A 17358-nucleotide genomic window follows, 5' to 3' on the forward strand; every position below is an offset into this window, starting at 1 on the left:
TAAGGAAATGAAAAGATTAGGTTAAAACCTTATCTCAAATGGAACCAAAGAAAAAAACAGTTCAGGAAAGTGAACTGTTTCTTCAATAATAAACAACAATTATTTTTTAAGTTCAATAATAAATTCGCTTCCTTCACCAGGAGCACTTATTACACTGATTTGACCATGATGGGCTTCGATTAAATGTTTAACGATGGCCAGGCCAAGACCTGTGCCGCCTGAGTTCCTGCTCCTGGCACGGTCGACGCGGTAAAACCGCTCAAAAATACGGGGGATCTCTTCTTTTTTAATTCCTATGCCTGTATCTTTAACATGAACACGGACAGTTTCACCATGCTCGAGAAGGATTACCCCTACATTCCCATTGCTTGGTGTATAGGTAATGGCATTGCCAATTAAATTGATAAACACTTGTTTCAGCCGATCTACATCCCCATGTATTTGTACGTGTTCCTCTGGACAAAGAAGTTCGAGACTAATGGTCTTTTCCTCAGCCTTCCCTTGGAGGAGTGTAATAACGTCTTCAAGCAATTTAAATAAATCGATTTTCTGTATGTTTAACTTGAAGCCTTGCTGCTCTATTTTCGAAAGGTCTAAAAGGTCTTGTATGAGTGATTGGAGCCGTTCACTTTCTTTTAAAATAATAGACAGGAACGATTCTAACGTCTCTTGATTGTTCATAGCACCATCCAACAAAGTTTCAGTAAAACCTTTAATCGATGTAATCGGGGTTTTTAATTCATGTGAAACATTTGCGACAAAATCCTTTCGCATTTGCTCAAGCTTTTTAATTTCTGTAATATCGTGAAAGACGAGCAAAACACCTTTCCAAACATGATTTGTTCCAATAATCGGCACGCCGTATACAACAAAATATCTTCTTTCAATAAATAATGGAATGAGTAATTGTTTACTTACCTTTTGTTCTATCCGAAAAACTTCAGTCACTAAATCACGAATTTCTTCCTGATCGATGACTTCGTAATAAAGCTTATTTAAATAATCGGCTTGGCTTACTTGAAAAATATCAATAAATCCTTTATTTATTAAATTAATATAACCCTTGCTATCAATTAGGACCAAACCCGCTCCCATATTTTCAATCAATACCTTAAGCTGCTCCTGCTGCATTTCTTGGGATTTAACAAGTTCTTGAAGGTTTTGGGCAAGTCTATTAAGGGATGTGCCCAACATGCCTGTTTTGTCCAGCCGATCTATGTTTGTTCTTGCCCGGTAATTTCCTTTGGCAAGTTCAATAGCTACATCTGTTGCTTCAACAATTGGTTTTGTAAACTTTGAGGTAATTCTTATTCCTAGAAAAATGATGACTACTACGGCAATGACAAGGAATAAGGCAATGCCCCATATGATTTCCATTTTTAGGCCATCGCTCATTGATTCTATATAGAAGCTTTTAAGCAGCTCACCAAGCAATATTCCTAAACCCACTAATACGAGGCTGATTAGGGTGATTAATGCCATTACTAACCTTGTCCTAAATATGGTCATTCGTCTTTATGCTCCTCAAGTTTATAGCCCAGTCCACGTAACGTTTTAATATAAACTGGCCGCTTTGTATCCTCTTCTATTTTTTCTCTTAAATGCGAGATGTTTACATCGACAATTCTAGTATCCCCTACAAAGTCATAATTCCAAACAGCACTGAGCAGCTGTTCCCGTGTTAACACTCGACCCTTATTTTGGGCTAGAAATAGAAGCAATTCAAATTCCTTTAATGTTAAATATAGCGGTCTTTTCTGAAGGTAGGCTTCATATCGTTCAGGATGGATGACTAAGTTACCAATTACTATTTCCTGTTGCTCCTCATTAGTCTTTTCAGAAGATTGCTCCGCTTGGGCCTGGATTCTTCTTAAGATCGCTTTTACTCTGGCAATTACTTCTCGCGGGCTGAATGGCTTTACCATATAATCATCGGCGCCAAGCTCAAGACCTAATATGGTATCGAATACATCATCTTTTGCTGTCAACATGATAATAGGAGTCTTGATGTTTTCCAGACGAAGCTGTTTGCATACTTCCATTCCATCTAATTTTGGAAGCATTACATCTAAAACGATAATATCCGGTGACTCCTGTTCCGCTAACAGTTTTCCTTCTTCACCATCCATCGCTGTTATAACTTCAAAACCAGCCTGCTCCAAATTATATTGAAGAAGCGTCACAATAGACTGTTCATCATCTACAACAAGTACTTTAGTTTTCATAATACACCCCCATTCAAGAATACATACAAATTGTTAATCCTTTATTAGGGGAATGTAAATCTAAAGTAAAGACAATGTAAATCTTTGAGACGTGGGGACGGTTCTTCTACCTCAATATCTAAAAGCGAGTAAATAACAACAAAGAAAAAGTAAGCCTCAGCTTACCCTTTATCCAAAAGCGCCCTTACATTGAGTTATTAGTCTTCAGAAAATCCTCCACTGCTTTAGTCAAACTCATCGCTTCAGCCGAGTTATTATTTGAACCAAGCAGCTTGGTAATCTCCCGATGTGTTAATGAATGGGTTACAAATATATCTGCTGAATTGCCGGCGTTTTTTGTTTTTTCTATAAAATCAAAAACGCTATTTCTGTTTTGGGTAACCAACAACATGGGCGGCAAGTGTTGATTAACAGCATTAGCAGCAGGGGATGCCTCCATCCATGCGTTACGATCATATCCAAAAACCTCTTTATATTGCTCATTTTTAGGGAGAAACTTCACTAAGTCGATTGGTCCATCCAGGTTCACTATGGATTGTACTGTGTTTGCTGGTATCCCCGCATGCTGCAAATAGCTATGATCCGTACCGATGAGCATGACCAAATGTCCGCCTGCAGAGTGACCCATCAAATTGAACCGTTGTTTATCTATATGATATTGGTCAGCACGGTCGTAAACCCATTTCACCGCGGTAGAGATATCATTCGCCATGTCATTGTACGTTGCATTAGGGTGGAGCCGGTAATTAACGGATATGAATACATACCCCATGTTTGTGTAAAAAGAGGGCTTATCCGAGACATTAGATTTATCCCCGCGCATCCAGCCGCCGCCATGGACATAAATGATAACCGGGTGATTTATGCTCTCTTTACCACTTGGTGTATAAATGTCTAATGTTTGCTTCACATCCGCACCATAATGAAGGTTCATATGTTTCAATTCTTGCCCATTGATAGATTGAGTAAAGGACATTGTTATAACCAAAGTAACGGACAATAGAAATAGTCTGAAAAGCATTGGCTTCATCTCTTTCTTCTTTTTAAAAAATAGATTACCCTAATTATTGGTAAAACTATTCAAGGTTTGTTTAGATTATATGAGGGATAAATGGATTTGCTAAATGCATGATTTGTGCGGTTTAATATCAATATAAAGAATGTTGAATTGTTTTAAATAGGCGGGGATTAGAGTGGAGCACCATATTGATCATTTGCTCATGCATTATGGCTATTTTGGCATCATTATCGCATTAATAGGCGGCATCATCGGACTTCCAATACCTGATGAGGTTCTCTTAACTTACCTTGGTTATAACATCTACGAAGGAAAAATGGTTTACTTTAACTCATTGGTCTGCGCTTTCGTCGGTGCAGCCGGAGGAATTTCGCTAAGCTACTTGATTGGATATAAATTCGGGTTGCCTCTGTTATTGAAGTACGGTCCAAAAATACATATTACCGAAACCAAAATCAATCGAACCAGAAGGCTTTTTGAAAAATTTGGACCGCCTCTTTTATTGGTCGGCTACTTTATTCCAGGAATCCGCCACCTGGTAGCCTACGTGGCTGCAATAAATAGATATCCATTTAAAAAATTTACCGTTTATGCTTATAGCGGTGCACTATTGTGGACCTTTACATTCATTACATTAGGAAAAAAACTTGGGCAGGACTGGATCTTGGTTGAGAGATATTTATCTAAATACAGTATTTACATTATTTTGTTGGCACTCATCCTGTGCGTTGTTTTTTATTTTTATTGGCGGAAAAGAGGGATGGTCGGAAAGGTGTAAGGCGGGGCAGGGGGCTTAAACTCCTGCTCTTTTTAATTGTTAAAAAACATCCAATTGGAAGGAAATAGAATTCGAGATTCAGAATATATAAATAAAGGGCAATGGCCCTATTTTTAGAGAGGAGGAATTTTCAATGTCTAAAAAGGTACTGATTTTAGCAGGGGACGCTGTAGAAGCGCTGGAAGTCTATTATCCATATTTTCGCTGCTTGGAAGAAGGGTTTGAGGTGCAAATCGCAGCTCCTTCGAAAAAGAAGCTACAGACGGTCGTTCATGATTTTATCGGCTGGGATACTTATACGGAAAGCAAAGGATACTTAATCGAAGCCCAAACTGCTTTTGAGGATGTAAATCCTGAGGAATTTGACGGGCTGATTATTCCAGGGGGAAGGGCGCCGGAATACATCCGCTTAAATGAGAATGTGCCGCGAATCGTTGCCCATTTCTTTGAGGCAAACAAACCAGTCGGTGCCATTTGCCATGCTAGTCTCGTGCTAACAACTGTACGCAAGTATATGGAAGGACGCGAGTTAACTGCCTATATTGCCTGCAAACCAGATGTGGAAGCGGCAGGAGCGACTTATATTGAAAACCATCTCCATGTTCAAGGAAATCTCGTTTCCGGCCATGCCTGGCCAGACCTGCCTGGCTTTATGAGGGAATTTATTAATCAATTAAACCAAAATAAATAACAATTTAGGCAGGAGCGCAGCAATGCTCCTGCTTTTTTAAAAATAAGTGTATTTTCTGAACCTTCGAACAACTGTATTGACAAAAACATAGAGGGCATATATGCTAGTCGCAAGCATGGACAAATGCCAGCAGGTGGAATTAGGGAGATTTTTAAAAGGAGGTACTTATATGTGGATTGAACCAAATGAATTGCCAGTTAACAGGGTTCAGTATTTAGATGAAAACGGAAAGCTGACAATCGGGGCGCCTGAGGTAAGTGATGACGAGTTAATTTCGATGTACAAATGGATGGTGCAAGCAAGAGTATTTGACCAAAGAGCCTTAAAGTTTCAGAGGCAGGGGAGAATTGGTACATATGCACCGTTAAGCGGGCAGGAAGCGGCGCAAGTTGGCAGCGCTTTCGCACTAGAAAAGCAGGATTGGATTTATCCAAGCTATCGGGAAGGGGCGGCCCTTTTTGTTCACGGATTCCCAATGAAAAACTTTTTCCTTTATACGATGGGGCATTTAAAGGGAACGGATGCCGAAGGGGCCAATGTTTTTCCAGTACAAATTATCATCGGTGCGCAGTGCCTTCATGCTGTAGGCGGGGCCTGGGCAGGTAAATACCAAGGTGAAAACAGTGTCAGTGTGACCTACATCGGTGACGGCGGCACCTCCGAAGGTGATTTCCACGAGGCCCTCAACTTTGCCGGTGTTTACAAGCTTCCGATGGTCTTTTTCGTTCAGAATAACCAGTGGGCCATCAGTGTTCCAAGATCAAAACAAACGGCGAGCGGAACGATTGCCCAAAAGGCGGTTGCCTATGGAATCACCGGAATCCAGGTAGATGGCAACGATGTCCTGGCGGTTTATACGACTATGAAGCAGGCGTTAGAAAGGGCACGAAGTGGACAGCCTGTTTTAATTGAAGCTGTTACATACAGACAGGGCCCACATACAACAGCGGACGATCCGACGAAATACCGGGATAAATGTGATGTAGATGAGTGGCTCGCCAAGGATCCGCTCAAGCGGATAAAGGCGTTTTTGCTAGATAAAGGAATCTGGAACGAAGAACTGGAACAGAGAGAATTTGCGCTAGCAGAGCAAAAGGTCACAGAGGCCTTTGAAATGGCTACAAATACTCCGAAAAGCAAAGTGGAAGATATATTTGAAATTGTTTATGAGAAAAAGACCAGCCAGCTTACTGAGCAGCAGCAATCTGTTTCATCAGAGGGGGTTTTGAAATAATGACCGCGATGACAATGATAGAGGCAATTAATTTTACCTTAAAGAAGGAAATGGAGAGAGACCCGAGAGTCATTTGCTTGGGAGAGGATATTGGAAAAAACGGCGGTGTGTTCCGGGCAACTGACGGTCTGCAGGCTATTTTTGGAGAAGATCGGGTAGTAGATACGCCAATTGCGGAATCGGCAATCGTCGGCACGGCAGTCGGCATGGCAGCAAGGGGCTTGCGCCCGGTGGCGGAGATCCAATTCTTCGGGTTTATTTATGAAGCGATGGACCAAATGGCAGCACAGGCAGCGAGACTTCGCTTCCGGTCTGGCGGGGTGCTGGGTGCGCCAATGGTTGTCCGTGCACCGTATGGCGGGGGAGTCAAGACTCCGGAGCTGCATTCTGATAGTTTAGAAGGTTTATTTTTGCATTCACCGGGGCTGAAAGTGGTAATGCCAAGTTCCCCTTATGATGCCAAGGGGCTGTTAACAGCGGCTATCCGCGATAATGACCCTGTTTTATTTTTGGAGCCGATGAAGTTATACCGTGCTTTCAAGCAGGAAGTGCCGGAAGATGATTACATCATTGAGATTGGCAAAGCCAAGGTTGTAAAAGATGGCGAAGACCTAACGGTAATTACGTGGGGACAGACGGTGCCGCTCGTAAGCAAGGTAGTTGAACAGTGGGAGCAGGAGCAGCCTGTTTCGATTGAGATTATTGACCTGCGGACGGTGTCGCCGATAGACGAGGATACCATCATTGCTTCCGTGCAAAAAACAGGACGGGCCATGATTGTTCATGAGGCGGTGAAAACCGGAGGACCGGGTGCTGAAATTTCCGCAATGATTAACGAAAAGGCGTTGTTCCATCTGTCGGCGCCAATTGTGCGGGTTACAAGCTTTGACACGCCATATCCGGTGCCATCAGTGGAAGAAGACTGGCTTCCAAATGCAGACAGAATCAGCCAAGGGATTAGAGAGGTATTAGCACATTAATTTTTCAAAAATGGGAGTGGCATAAAAATATGGCTTATGAATTCCGTCTTCCTGATATTGGCGAAGGCTTACACGAAGCAGAGATTTTGACATGGTTTAAGGCAGCCGGTGACTATGTAAGGGAAAATGAAAACATCGTAGAGGTGCAAACCGATAAGGCTGTGGTGGAAATTTCGTCACCAGTCGGGGGAGTAGTACAATCCTTCGGCGCGGAAGTCGGCGAGGTTGTTAAGGTCGGCGAAGTTTTATTCACAGTTCTTGAGGACGTAAAGGCTGGAGCGGGAGTGCTGGTCTCAGCTAGTAAAACGTCAGGACAACATGAATCCATCCAACAAGGCTCAAACGGGATCAATACATTACAACGAGAATCCACACAATTTGAACACACGAAACAAGTCTCCACACAAACCAATTCATTTACTCAACATAATTTACAGCAAAATTCAGTAGGTATTTTACCAAAAAAACGCGTCATTGCGGCACCGTCTGTCAGAAAGCTGTCAAGGGAACTTGGTATCGATATTACCGAGGTTGTGCCAACAGGAAAAGGCGGAAAGGTGACGGAAGAGGACGTCAGGAACTTCAAGACGCTTGCAGAGAAGGAGGCAGCGGCGGCTGTTGCGACTTTCGAATTGCAGGATGCTCCAGCGGTATCCGCCCAGCCTATGGAATCTCTATCAGAACGTGAAACAGCAGTTGGGCCTGAAGAAGAAGTAAGGCAGCCGATCCGGGGCTTAAGGAAAAAAATCTATCAAAACATGAAACTATCAAAATCCACAGCCATCCACTGCAGCGGGATGGACGAGGTCGTTGTCACTAAGCTTGTTGAATTAAAGAAACAGCTGGAGCCGCATGCTGAAAGGGCCGGAGTCAAGCTTACATATCTTCCGTTTTTCGTGAAGGCCGCAGCCAAGGCACTAAGCCGGTATCCTATCTTTAACGCAACGGTAGACGATGAGAAGCTGGAAATTATCTATAAGAAAAACATTCATATTGGGGTTGCCGTGGCCACGGATGACGGCTTGCTCGTCCCGGTCATCAAACATGCTGGCCAAAAGACGATTTTGGAAATAGCAGCGGAGCTTCAAGACCTATCAAAGCGGGCGAGAGAAAGAAAATTAAAACCGCATGAGCTTTCGGGCAGTACATTTACCATTTCGAGTACAGGCGGAAATGGCGGCTGGTTTGCCACTCCAATCATCAACTATCCAGAAGTCGCCATATTGGGTGTCCACAGCATCAAGAAAAAACCAATCGTCCTGGACGACCAAATCGTCATCGGTCAAGTCATGGGGATGTCCATCACCTTCGACCACCGCGTCATCGACGGGGGCCCTGCCAACGCCTTCATGGAAGAAATCGGCACCCTAATCGGAAACCCGGAACTATTCATCCTGGAAGGGCGATAATTTGATTGGGTGAATTAATATGGAGTCAGGCACCGCGCGCGGACATTTGTCCGCCGTGGGTGATAGTTTGTGAATTTGTGAATTTATGAGTTTGTGAGGGGGGCTAGGTTGTGTGGCTGTATGATGAGTTGTTAAGGATTGTTGGGGATGCTGAGCGGGTTAGTGTGAATGGGGCGGTGTTGGAGCAGCATAGCAAGGGGATTTCGTATCACTCGCCGCGGATGCCTGATGTGGTGGTTTTCCCGGTTTCTAAGGAAGAGGTCAGCCGTATCATGCGGTTTGCAAATGAAAATAAGGTTGCGGTTGTTCCGTTTGGGGCGGGATCGAGCCTTGAGGGGCATATCATCCCTTTAAACGGCGGCATTAGTCTTGATTTTACGTTGATGAATGAAATTATCTCCGTTCGCCCTGATGATTTTATTGTCACGGTTCAGCCGGGGGTTACGAGAAATCAGCTAAACCAAGCGTTGAAAAAGTATGGACTCTTCTTTCCGGTCGATCCGGGGGCAGATGCGACGATAGGCGGCATGACGGCTACCAACGCGAGTGGGACGAATACAGTTAAGTATGGAGTCATGCGGGACCAGGTTCTCGGACTGGAGCTAGTCCTGGCAGACGGTTCCTCCATTCGCACTGGAGGATATTCGTATAAATCATCAGCAGGATACAACTTAACCGGTTTATTTGTCGGCTCGGAAGGAACACTGGGAGTATTTACAGAGATTATCCTGAAGCTGCAAGGCATCCCTGAGACCACCATTGATATCAAAGCAACATTCCCATCGATTGAAGCAGCGGGAATAGCGGCCACTGTACTTCTAAAAGCCGGCCTGCCGATTGGGAAGATTGAACTCGTTGATCAAAAAACAATCCAAGCCGTTAATGCCTTTAAAAACACATCATATCGGGAGGAACCGACGCTGTTTATGGAATTTAGCGGCAGTGAACCGGAAGTCACCAACAGCCTCGAAATCGTCCAAGAAATTATCAAGGATGAGCAATGTGTCACCTTTGAATTCGAAAATGATTCCATTAAAAGAGCACAGCTCTGGGAGGCGCGCCACCAGGCTGCTCTGGCCATCATCGCCGCGAATCCAGGTAAGGGGCATATGGTAACGGATGTATGCGTACCGTTATCGGAGCTTTCCGATGCCTTACAATATACTAGAAAAATTGTTGACCAGTATGGAATTGATGCTGTCATTTTCGGCCATGTTGGCGATGGGAATTACCATGCCGTTTTTTCGGTGGACACGCAGGATGAAGAGCACATGAAGCAGGTCGAGGAGGTTCATACGCAAATCGTTCAGTATGCCCTGTCCAAAGGGGGAACCTGTACAGGTGAGCACGGGATTGGCCTTGGCAAGAAGAAATTCCTTCAAGAGGAACATGGGGACACTCTTTCCATTATGAAGGGAATAAAAACAATGGTTGACTCTAACAATATCTTAAATCCAGGGAAGATATTCGACAATGTTCCTTTGTCAGCTTCATTTGAACTTAAGTAAAATATGTATTGACAAATAAAAATTTTTATGTTATAATGGAATATTGCGTAATTGACACGTATTGATGGATGACTTACTATTAACTCCTAGCGAATTTTTTTGCTGGGGGTTTTTTCTTTTTTAAAAGAAGGGGGAATTAATTTGGAAAAAACAAAGGAAAGTTTGACCGCGTTAGTAAGCTGCTTTGCCAGAGGCTATCATGCAGCTGCATCAAGCCAGCCAATTTTTCAAGACAATATGGCCAATGCCCTTTTGCTTGAGGAGGAAAAGCAATTGATTGGCGCCAATTGGGCCAACGCCATTGCCTTCTTTGATCCAGGTACAAAATTGACTGCCTTTGAGGAAAAATTAGCCTGGGTCATGAATAATCAGACGGTTCCGCAATTGGTCAGCAGGGCAAGATATGCAGAGGATGCGCTAATGGCAGCGATTGAACGCGGTGTTCGGCAATATGTGATTTTAGGTGCAGGATTTGATACCTTTTCATTAAGGCAGTTGGATTTACCCGAAGATTTCACCATCTATGAAGTCGACCATCCCGCAACCCAAGCCTTTAAACAAAATCGGCTTCAAGAACTAGACATTGACTTGCCAGCCAACGTAAAATTTGTCCCCGTAGATTTTAAACACAATTCACTTCAAAACGAACTCAAAAAACACGGCTATGATCCGCAAAAATTAAGCTTTTTTAGTTTGCTTGGTGTGGTGATGTACCTCGAGAAAAAAGACTTTTTTCAACTTTTGTCGACCATTTCAGGAATGTCTGTAAAGGGAACTTCTTTCGTATTCGATTACCTAGATGCTGCTGCGTTTGATGACCAGTTTGCCTCCAAAAGACTGATTCAGATGCGGCAAATTACTGCTCAAACGGGAGAACCAATGAAAACAGGCTTTGACCCGTTGGAACTGGACCTCGAACTGCAGAATTGTAATATGCTCGTGTATGAAAACCTGGCTCCCGCTAATATCGAAGATTTATATTTTTCCAACAGGGAAGATAGTCTCCACGCCTTTGACCATTTTCACTTTGCGCATCTGGCTGTGCATAAATAACTGGAGGCAAATTAATATTTCAGGAATGCCTGCATACATTTTTATTGATACCAATTTTTAGCTGTAGGAGGCATGCATGGATATTATCGTTAGGCGTGGGGACTCTTTATGGTACTACAGCCAATTGTTTCATCTAGATTTACAGCTTATCTTGGATTCAAATCGGGACATTGACCCCGATAAAATTTCCGTCGGACAGCGAATTAGAATTCCTGGCTTTGTTGCACAGGACTACCAGGTTCAGCAGGGTGATTCCTTATGGGCGATTGCCCGCCATCGGAATCTGGGTGTGGATGCATTATTACTCGTTAATCAACATATTAACCCGAACCAGCTTCAGATTGGGCAAATGATAAAAGTACCGCTCAGGATTACCTGGAGATTGGTCCAAGGAAAGCAGAATTACGATTTCATCCTGTTGACGAAGGATATAGGACGGCTGCAGAGTGTGTATCCATTTATGGAGCTAAACACAATCGGGAAATCGGTTCTCAGCAACGAGTTATCTGAACTGCGGATAGGCAAGGGATCAAAGAGAATTCATTATAACGCATCCTTTCATGCCAATGAGTGGATCACGACAGCCGTGTTAATGACATTTCTAAACGATTACCTGTTGTCGCTGACTAATCAAAATCCGATCCGCGGCCTTGAGATGTCCAGATTGTATCAGCAAACCGCTTTATCGGTGGTGCCTATGGTCAATCCGGATGGGGTTAATCTCGTTTTGCATGGACCACCTGAAAATCCTGAGTGGAAAAATAGAGTCGTCGAATTCAACAAAGGAAGCACGGATTTTTCCGGCTGGAAAGCGAATATCCGGGGTGTCGATTTGAATGATCAGTTCCCGGCACGCTGGGAGCTGGAACGGGCACGGAATCCAAAAGAGCCGGGCCCGCGCGATTATGGCGGCGAGAAGCCGTTGTCAGAACCGGAAGCTATCGCAATGGCAGACTTAACCCGGAACCGCGATTATGCCAGAGTCTTTGCCTTCCATACCCAGGGCGAGGAAATCTATTGGGGCTTTGAGAACATGGAACCGCCGGTATCCGAGGGGATGGTCAATGAGTTAAGCAGGGTAAGCGGGTATAAACCTGTTAAAACCCTCGAGAGCTATGCTGGCTACAAAGACTGGTTCATTCAGGATTGGCAGCGGCCAGGCTTCACGGTCGAACTTGGCCACGGGGTGAATCCACTGCCCCTTTCGCAGTTTGATGAAATTTATGAGAAGGCTTTGGGGATCTTTTTGGCGGGGTTGTATCTTTGAATTTTTTAGGGCAGCTACTTGTGGGGAGTGGCTGCCAGTTTTTTTGTTTTTAGGTCTATGAAAATCAAAACCATCCAAGGCAAAAGGGGAAGTGACCTTCTAAAGGACAAACCGGCGAGAGGAAGAGAGGAACAGTCCAATAGAAGGCGTCTAAAGGACAAATCGGTTGAGTGGAAGAGAGGAACAGTCCAATAGAAGGCCACTAAAGGACAAATCGGCCGAGAGGAAGAGAGGAACAGTCCAATAGGAGGCGTCTAAAGGACAAATCGGCCGAGAGGAAGAGAGGAACAGTCCAATAGGAGGCGTCTAAAGGACAAACCGGCCGAGAGGAAGAGAGGAACAGTCCAATAGAAGGCGTCTAAAGGACAAATCGGTCGAGAAGAAGAGAGGAACAGTCCAATAGGAGGCGTCTAAAGGACAAACCGGCCGAGAGGAAAAGAGGAACAGTCCAATAGAAGGCGCCTAAAGGACAAACCGGCCGAGAGGAAGAGAGGAACAGTCCAATAAAAGGCGTCTAAAGGACAAAACGGTCGAGTGGAAGAGTGAAAATGTCTATTAAAATGCCCTTAAAAAACAAAATCCCCAAAAAAGGGGATCGTGCATTATTAAACTACCTTTTCAAAAAAGCAAAAATATCGTTTCTATTGTTGTTTCTGCACAAAATAGACCCATCTTCGGTCCCCGACTATATCAAAATGCTTACACAGAATTCTGCGTACTCTTTTTCTATCCACTATCCCCCCACACCACTCATAAACCAAATTAGTAGTAATCTTTAAATCCGGAAACAACAGCCGCAGCTCCTCCACATGCCGCAGCACCGCCGACTCAACTTTTTCCTCATGCCCACAATCACCGCAAACACACCGCTGACCCACAACTGAAACCTCGAAAGATAAGCACTTCGCGCAAGTAAGGCCTTTCCGAATTTTGCCATACTCATAGGCAGGCAATTTGGTATACGGGTTCTCCGCCAGATGAAGAGCTAATAATTTTTCTACGAGTTTCCGATGTTTGCTATTAAGCGCCGCAGGAGCAGCCTCTAATTTCCGCATATAAGTATTAAGTTGAGTTGGAAAAATGATCGGGACCTTTAGAGGAACTTGGTAAAGGGTAAATTCGGGGTTCACGTGGACAACTTTTCCTACAACAATGAATTTAAAGCCAAGTTTTTGCAGTAATTGGCGAAACATAGACTCGCAATTTTCCAATTGGACTAAGGGGTCTTTTCGTTCTTTTCTATTAGAATCATAGAACTTACCACCTTCATAAAAATAATCCCCTCTAAAATTTTTAACTTCATTCAAAGAGATAATATCTTGAAAAATAATCAATGAATCGATTTGGAACGTATTGCCATTTAATTCAAATAGTAAATCGTTTAACACATAACAGTCGCATTGAAGATTATCCGTTAATGACTTAAAAAACATCTCACCTTCGAAGCCGCTTTTTAATTTTTGGTAACTCCACCTATCATCTGGCAGCAACTCCATCCTCGTGTTTAGTGAACGGTAAATTTTAAATCTCTTCGATTCAGCGAGCGGTTTTACATTCACATCCGATCACATCCTTCTCAAGAAAATAAACTCCAAGTCCATTTTAAACGGAATCGGCCGACCCCACCGCTCCAAGAGGTGAATATTTTGTTAACATTCAAAAATTATTGACAATTCAAACAGACGGATGTTATTATTTTCCTCCATGACTCCAAAAAAGGAGGAAAACTAATTGATTGAACTAAAAGGCATAAGCAAATCCTACAAAGTGGCCAAGCGGACCACTGGTTTAAAACAGGCAGCAAAAGCCCTGTTCGTAAGGGAACATACCACTGTCGAGGCACTCAAAGATGTCTCATTTTCTATCAATAAAGGAGAAATCGTTGGATACATAGGCCCGAACGGAGCTGGCAAGTCGACCACCATCAAAATCATGAGTGGCATCCTCGTTCCAGATAGCGGCCACTGCTCAATCATGGGCTATACCCCTTGGAAGGACCGGGTTGAATATGTTAAAAATATCGGCGTCGTCTTCGGACAGCGTTCGCAACTGTGGTGGGATGTGCCGGTGATCGATTCTTTTGAACTCCTTAAAGATATTTACAAAATTCCACAGCAAGACTATCAAACTACTAGTGAACTCCTCATTGAAACTCTCGAACTGCAAGACATCATGAATTCACCTGTAAGACAACTTAGCCTGGGGCAGCGGGTGCGTTGTGAAATAGCCGCATCCCTGATTCACAGTCCCAAAATTCTTTTTCTCGACGAGCCGACGATAGGGTTGGATGCGGTCTCAAAAATAGCTGTCCGTCAATTTATTAAAACTATTAATAAAGAAAAAGGCGTTACTGTCATCCTAACGACCCATGATATGAATGATATCGAGGCGCTGGCAGACAGAGTAATTTTAATCGGAAAGGGCTCATTATTATACGATGGCCAATTAGAGGAATTGAAAAAGCGTTATGAAACGCAAAAAACAATCACGGCGGATTATCATAAAGTCCAGAAACCTATTCAAATCGCAGGCACGCAGACACTTTCGTGGACCCCGGAGAGGGTAATCATAAGTGTGGAAACCGGTAAAATAAGCACGTCCCAAGTAATCACTGAATTAACCAAACTAGTAGATTTAAAGGATGTGGCGATTGAAGTACAGCCGATCGAGGATATCATCGTCCAGCTTTATGAGGAGTATCAAATATGAAAGTATACACATCGGTTCTGAAGCTTCGTCTCTTAATGGGCATGCAGTATCGCGCGGCCGCGCTCGCCGGGGTGGCGACGCAGTTTTTCTGGGGCATGATAACCATCATGGTGTTTAAGGCTTTCTATGAATCGGCCGTCACGGCTTCGCCCATCTCTTTAACACAAATCATCACGTACATATGGCTGCAGCAGGCGTTTCTTGTTTTTGTGACCATATGGTTCCGCGACGCCGAACTGTTTGAACTGTTTACGAGTGGAAACATTGCCTATGAGCTTTGCCGTCCTTGTGAATTGTATGGCTTTTGGTACGCCAAGCTTCTTGCCCAGCGGCTCTCGAGCGCTCTTCTCCGCTGCTTCCCGATTTTAATGGTCGCCTTTTTTTTACCAAAGCCCTACAGCATGACACTGCCGCCAAGCTTTACCGCATTTATCTTATTCGTAAGCTCATTACTTCTTGGCCTACTTCTGTTAGTGGCGGTCTCAATGTTCATGTATATATCCGTTTTTATAACAATGTCACCAACCGGTTCGCTGTTAATATTTAGTGTGCTCGGTGAATTTTTTGCGGGGTTAATTATCCCTGTTCCGTTGATGCCTGGGTGGCTCCAAAAAATGGCCTACGTCCTACCGTTTCGCTGGACCGCCGATTTTCCATTCAGGGTTTACTCGGGGCACATTCCGCAGCATGAGGCGCTCATCGGTATTGTCATTCAGCTGGTGTATCTTCTAGTTCTAGTTTGGTCGGGCAGGCTAGCGCTAAACAGAATCCTAAATCAAGTAGTCGTCCAAGGCGGGTGAAAAAAGGTGGGGCTATATTTTAAGTATTTAAAAATTCTTTTTAAATCACAGATGCAATATCGGGCTTCGTTTTGGCTGTTAACAATAGGCCAGTTCTTTATTCCATTTTCCATTTTTGCAGGGCTTTACTTATTATTTGAACGCTTCGGGCAAATAAAAGGCTGGCAATTTTTCGAGGTGGCGCTTTGCTTTGCGGTAATTCACTCGGCATTCAGTATAAGCGAGTGTTTTGCCCGGGGGTTTGATACGTTTTCGGGGCTGGTGGTCAGAGGGGAGTTTGACCGCCTGCTGGTGAGGCCGCGGAGCACGTTCCTTCAGGTCCTTGGGTCAAAATTTGAATTCACGAAATTCGGTCGGCTGCTGCAAAGTCTAATTGTCTTGGCTTGGACCCTAGACAATCTCACTATCGGATGGACCGCGGCAAAAATCATTACCCTATTCCTGATGATTACCAGCGGCGTTCTCATTTTCACAGGCATCTACATTCTTCAGGCGACGCTGTGTTTTTGGACGGTACAAGGTTTGGAGGTGGCTAATATTTTTACCGACGGCGGCCGGGAGATGGCACAGTACCCGCTAAATATTTATCAAAAATGGGTGACCCGCTTTTTTACCTATGTCATCCCTTTTGGGACGGTTAACTATTTGCCGCTTATGTACCTTCTTGGAAAAACAACGGGCAGCGCCATTTACTTTATGTTGCTCCCTGTACTGGGCAGCCTGTTTATCCTGCCATGCCTGCTAATCTGGCAATTTGGTGTTAGGCGCTATCGATCAACAGGTTCGTAAACTGAGGGAGATTCCTGGTCACCCCCCTGATTGAGTTAATTAAACGTTTGAATAGTATAGTACCGTTTTTAATTAAACGATTGAATAGCATATCATAAATAAAGGAGAACCCCATTAATACAGAAGTTCCCCCCATTACAAAATTTAATTATACGTTTGAATAGTAAACACATTAGCCTAACCGCTTTAATCAAACGTTTGAATAGTATAGTACAATTAGAAACGCCTAGATTTTTATCCAAGCGTTTCTTTATGCTATTTAAATATTAAAGCTCTTCATATTTCGTCCGGTTTGGAATGTTTTGTTCTCCTGCTATGTTTTGCATAAATTTAAGTTTCGGAACGAACCGGTGCACAACTAGAGCAGATATGATACTAAGGATAGCAGCGACCAAAACATCCCCTGGATAATGAACCCCTACCCATATCCGCGAAAACCCTACAAGCACAGCCAACAGGACCCACAAGAAACTCCAGCCTCTCCTGAAAAGCCAGAACGTTACGCATAGGGAGAAAAATATCATCGTATGGTCGCTAGGGAAGGAATTATCGACTGCTTTCTCGATAAGTTTATTGACGTTGGACAGTTCAGCGAAGGGTTGATTATTGGAGTGGAGCATTCCTGCTAGTTTTCCTAGACCTTCTGCCATTAACAAGGTGAATACCGAGCAAATGACCATCACTTTATTTTTTCGACCGCCTGTAAACAAATACAACACTAAAGCCACTATTAACACATACAGCGTGTATTCAGCGATAGCCATAATGGGAGGATTCAAAAAGTCGTATTGTTTCCCCAAATTATTAATCATTCGAAACACATTAATATTAATTTCCATAATAGACATGCTAAATTATAACCTCCGAATCTACCAGATAAAGGGATTATACTATAAA

At 43.6% G+C, this 17358-nt stretch carries 16 protein-coding genes; 11 read left to right on the forward strand and 5 right to left on the reverse strand.

Features of this window, described 5'->3' with window-relative positions; translation table 11 throughout:
* Positions 1–99 precede the first annotated feature (99 nt).
* The 3 genes from pnpS to ACZ5B7_RS01085 all read right to left on the reverse strand — a co-directional run bounded on the left by pnpS (position 100) and on the right by ACZ5B7_RS01085 (position 3246).
* Positions 100–1509 carry a two-component system histidine kinase PnpS gene (gene pnpS, locus ACZ5B7_RS01075; protein ID WP_464492293.1) on the reverse strand — a complete coding sequence of 470 codons (1410 nt, stop codon included), beginning with the start codon at positions 1507–1509 and terminating at the stop codon, positions 100–102.
* The gene (locus tag ACZ5B7_RS01080) at positions 1506–2225 is read right to left on the reverse strand and encodes a response regulator transcription factor (RefSeq protein WP_213148165.1); all 720 of its coding nucleotides are present in this window, start codon (positions 2223–2225) and stop codon (positions 1506–1508) included. The genes pnpS and ACZ5B7_RS01080 overlap by 4 nt, the downstream gene beginning before the upstream one ends.
* A gap of 184 nt (positions 2226–2409) precedes the next feature.
* A complete protein-coding gene (locus tag ACZ5B7_RS01085; protein ID WP_464492294.1) occupies positions 2410–3246 on the reverse strand; it encodes an alpha/beta hydrolase in 837 nt (278 codons plus the stop codon).
* 172 nt (positions 3247–3418) lie between these two features.
* Between ACZ5B7_RS01085 and ACZ5B7_RS01090 the strand changes: the two genes are divergently transcribed.
* The 8 genes from ACZ5B7_RS01090 (at position 3419) to ACZ5B7_RS01125 (ending at position 12163) form a co-directional block, all read left to right on the forward strand.
* Complete coding sequence (locus ACZ5B7_RS01090; protein WP_241114080.1) at positions 3419–4021, forward strand: DedA family protein; 603 nt, start codon at positions 3419–3421, stop codon at positions 4019–4021.
* Between the two features lie 133 nt (positions 4022–4154).
* A complete protein-coding gene (locus ACZ5B7_RS01095) occupies positions 4155–4712 on the forward strand; it encodes a DJ-1/PfpI family protein (protein WP_213148163.1) in 558 nt (185 codons plus the stop codon).
* 169 nt (positions 4713–4881) lie between these two features.
* Positions 4882–5946, forward strand: coding sequence for a pyruvate dehydrogenase (acetyl-transferring) E1 component subunit alpha (pdhA, locus tag ACZ5B7_RS01100; protein ID WP_464492295.1), 1065 nt, complete (start codon positions 4882–4884; stop codon positions 5944–5946).
* Complete coding sequence (locus tag ACZ5B7_RS01105) at positions 5946–6926, forward strand: alpha-ketoacid dehydrogenase subunit beta (RefSeq protein WP_464492296.1); 981 nt, start codon at positions 5946–5948, stop codon at positions 6924–6926. Before pdhA ends, ACZ5B7_RS01105 begins: the two co-directional genes overlap by 1 nt.
* Positions 6927–6955: 29 nt before the next feature.
* Positions 6956–8335, forward strand: a complete 1380-nt coding sequence (locus ACZ5B7_RS01110; protein ID WP_464492297.1) for a dihydrolipoamide acetyltransferase family protein — start codon at positions 6956–6958, stop codon at positions 8333–8335.
* A 110-nt stretch (positions 8336–8445) separates the two neighbouring features.
* On the forward strand, positions 8446–9843 hold the full coding sequence (locus tag ACZ5B7_RS01115; protein WP_464492298.1) for an FAD-binding oxidoreductase: 1398 nt from the start codon (positions 8446–8448) through the stop codon (positions 9841–9843).
* A 141-nt stretch (positions 9844–9984) separates the two neighbouring features.
* Entirely contained in the window at positions 9985–10896 is a 912-nt protein-coding gene (locus ACZ5B7_RS01120) for a class I SAM-dependent methyltransferase (protein WP_464492299.1), read from the forward strand.
* Between the two features lie 76 nt (positions 10897–10972).
* Positions 10973–12163 carry a M14 family metallopeptidase gene (locus tag ACZ5B7_RS01125; RefSeq protein ID WP_464492300.1) on the forward strand — a complete coding sequence of 397 codons (1191 nt, stop codon included), beginning with the start codon at positions 10973–10975 and terminating at the stop codon, positions 12161–12163.
* 641 nt (positions 12164–12804) lie between these two features.
* On the opposite strand, the gene ACZ5B7_RS01130 is transcribed toward ACZ5B7_RS01125, so the two are convergent.
* The gene (locus ACZ5B7_RS01130; RefSeq protein ID WP_464492301.1) at positions 12805–13722 is read right to left on the reverse strand and encodes a nuclease-related domain-containing protein; all 918 of its coding nucleotides are present in this window, start codon (positions 13720–13722) and stop codon (positions 12805–12807) included.
* 172 nt (positions 13723–13894) lie between these two features.
* Between ACZ5B7_RS01130 and ACZ5B7_RS01135 the strand changes: the two genes are divergently transcribed.
* From ACZ5B7_RS01135 to ACZ5B7_RS01145, 3 genes are read left to right on the forward strand one after another with little or no spacing between them, the layout of a single operon-like run.
* Positions 13895–14872, forward strand: a complete 978-nt coding sequence (locus tag ACZ5B7_RS01135; protein ID WP_464492303.1) for an ABC transporter ATP-binding protein — start codon at positions 13895–13897, stop codon at positions 14870–14872.
* Positions 14869–15672: an ABC transporter permease gene (locus ACZ5B7_RS01140; RefSeq protein WP_464492304.1), complete on the forward strand. Its 804-nt coding sequence runs from the start codon at positions 14869–14871 to the stop codon at positions 15670–15672. Before ACZ5B7_RS01135 ends, ACZ5B7_RS01140 begins: the two co-directional genes overlap by 4 nt.
* Before the next feature lie 6 nt (positions 15673–15678).
* Positions 15679–16461: an ABC transporter permease gene (locus ACZ5B7_RS01145; RefSeq protein ID WP_464492305.1), complete on the forward strand. Its 783-nt coding sequence runs from the start codon at positions 15679–15681 to the stop codon at positions 16459–16461.
* A 266-nt stretch (positions 16462–16727) separates the two neighbouring features.
* Here the strand turns inward: ACZ5B7_RS01145 and ACZ5B7_RS01150 are convergent, their stop codons facing one another.
* A complete protein-coding gene (locus ACZ5B7_RS01150) occupies positions 16728–17309 on the reverse strand; it encodes an undecaprenyl-diphosphatase (protein ID WP_464492306.1) in 582 nt (193 codons plus the stop codon).
* Positions 17310–17358: the final 49 nt, after the last annotated feature.

The organism is Neobacillus sp. S1115, from assembly GCF_055385565.1.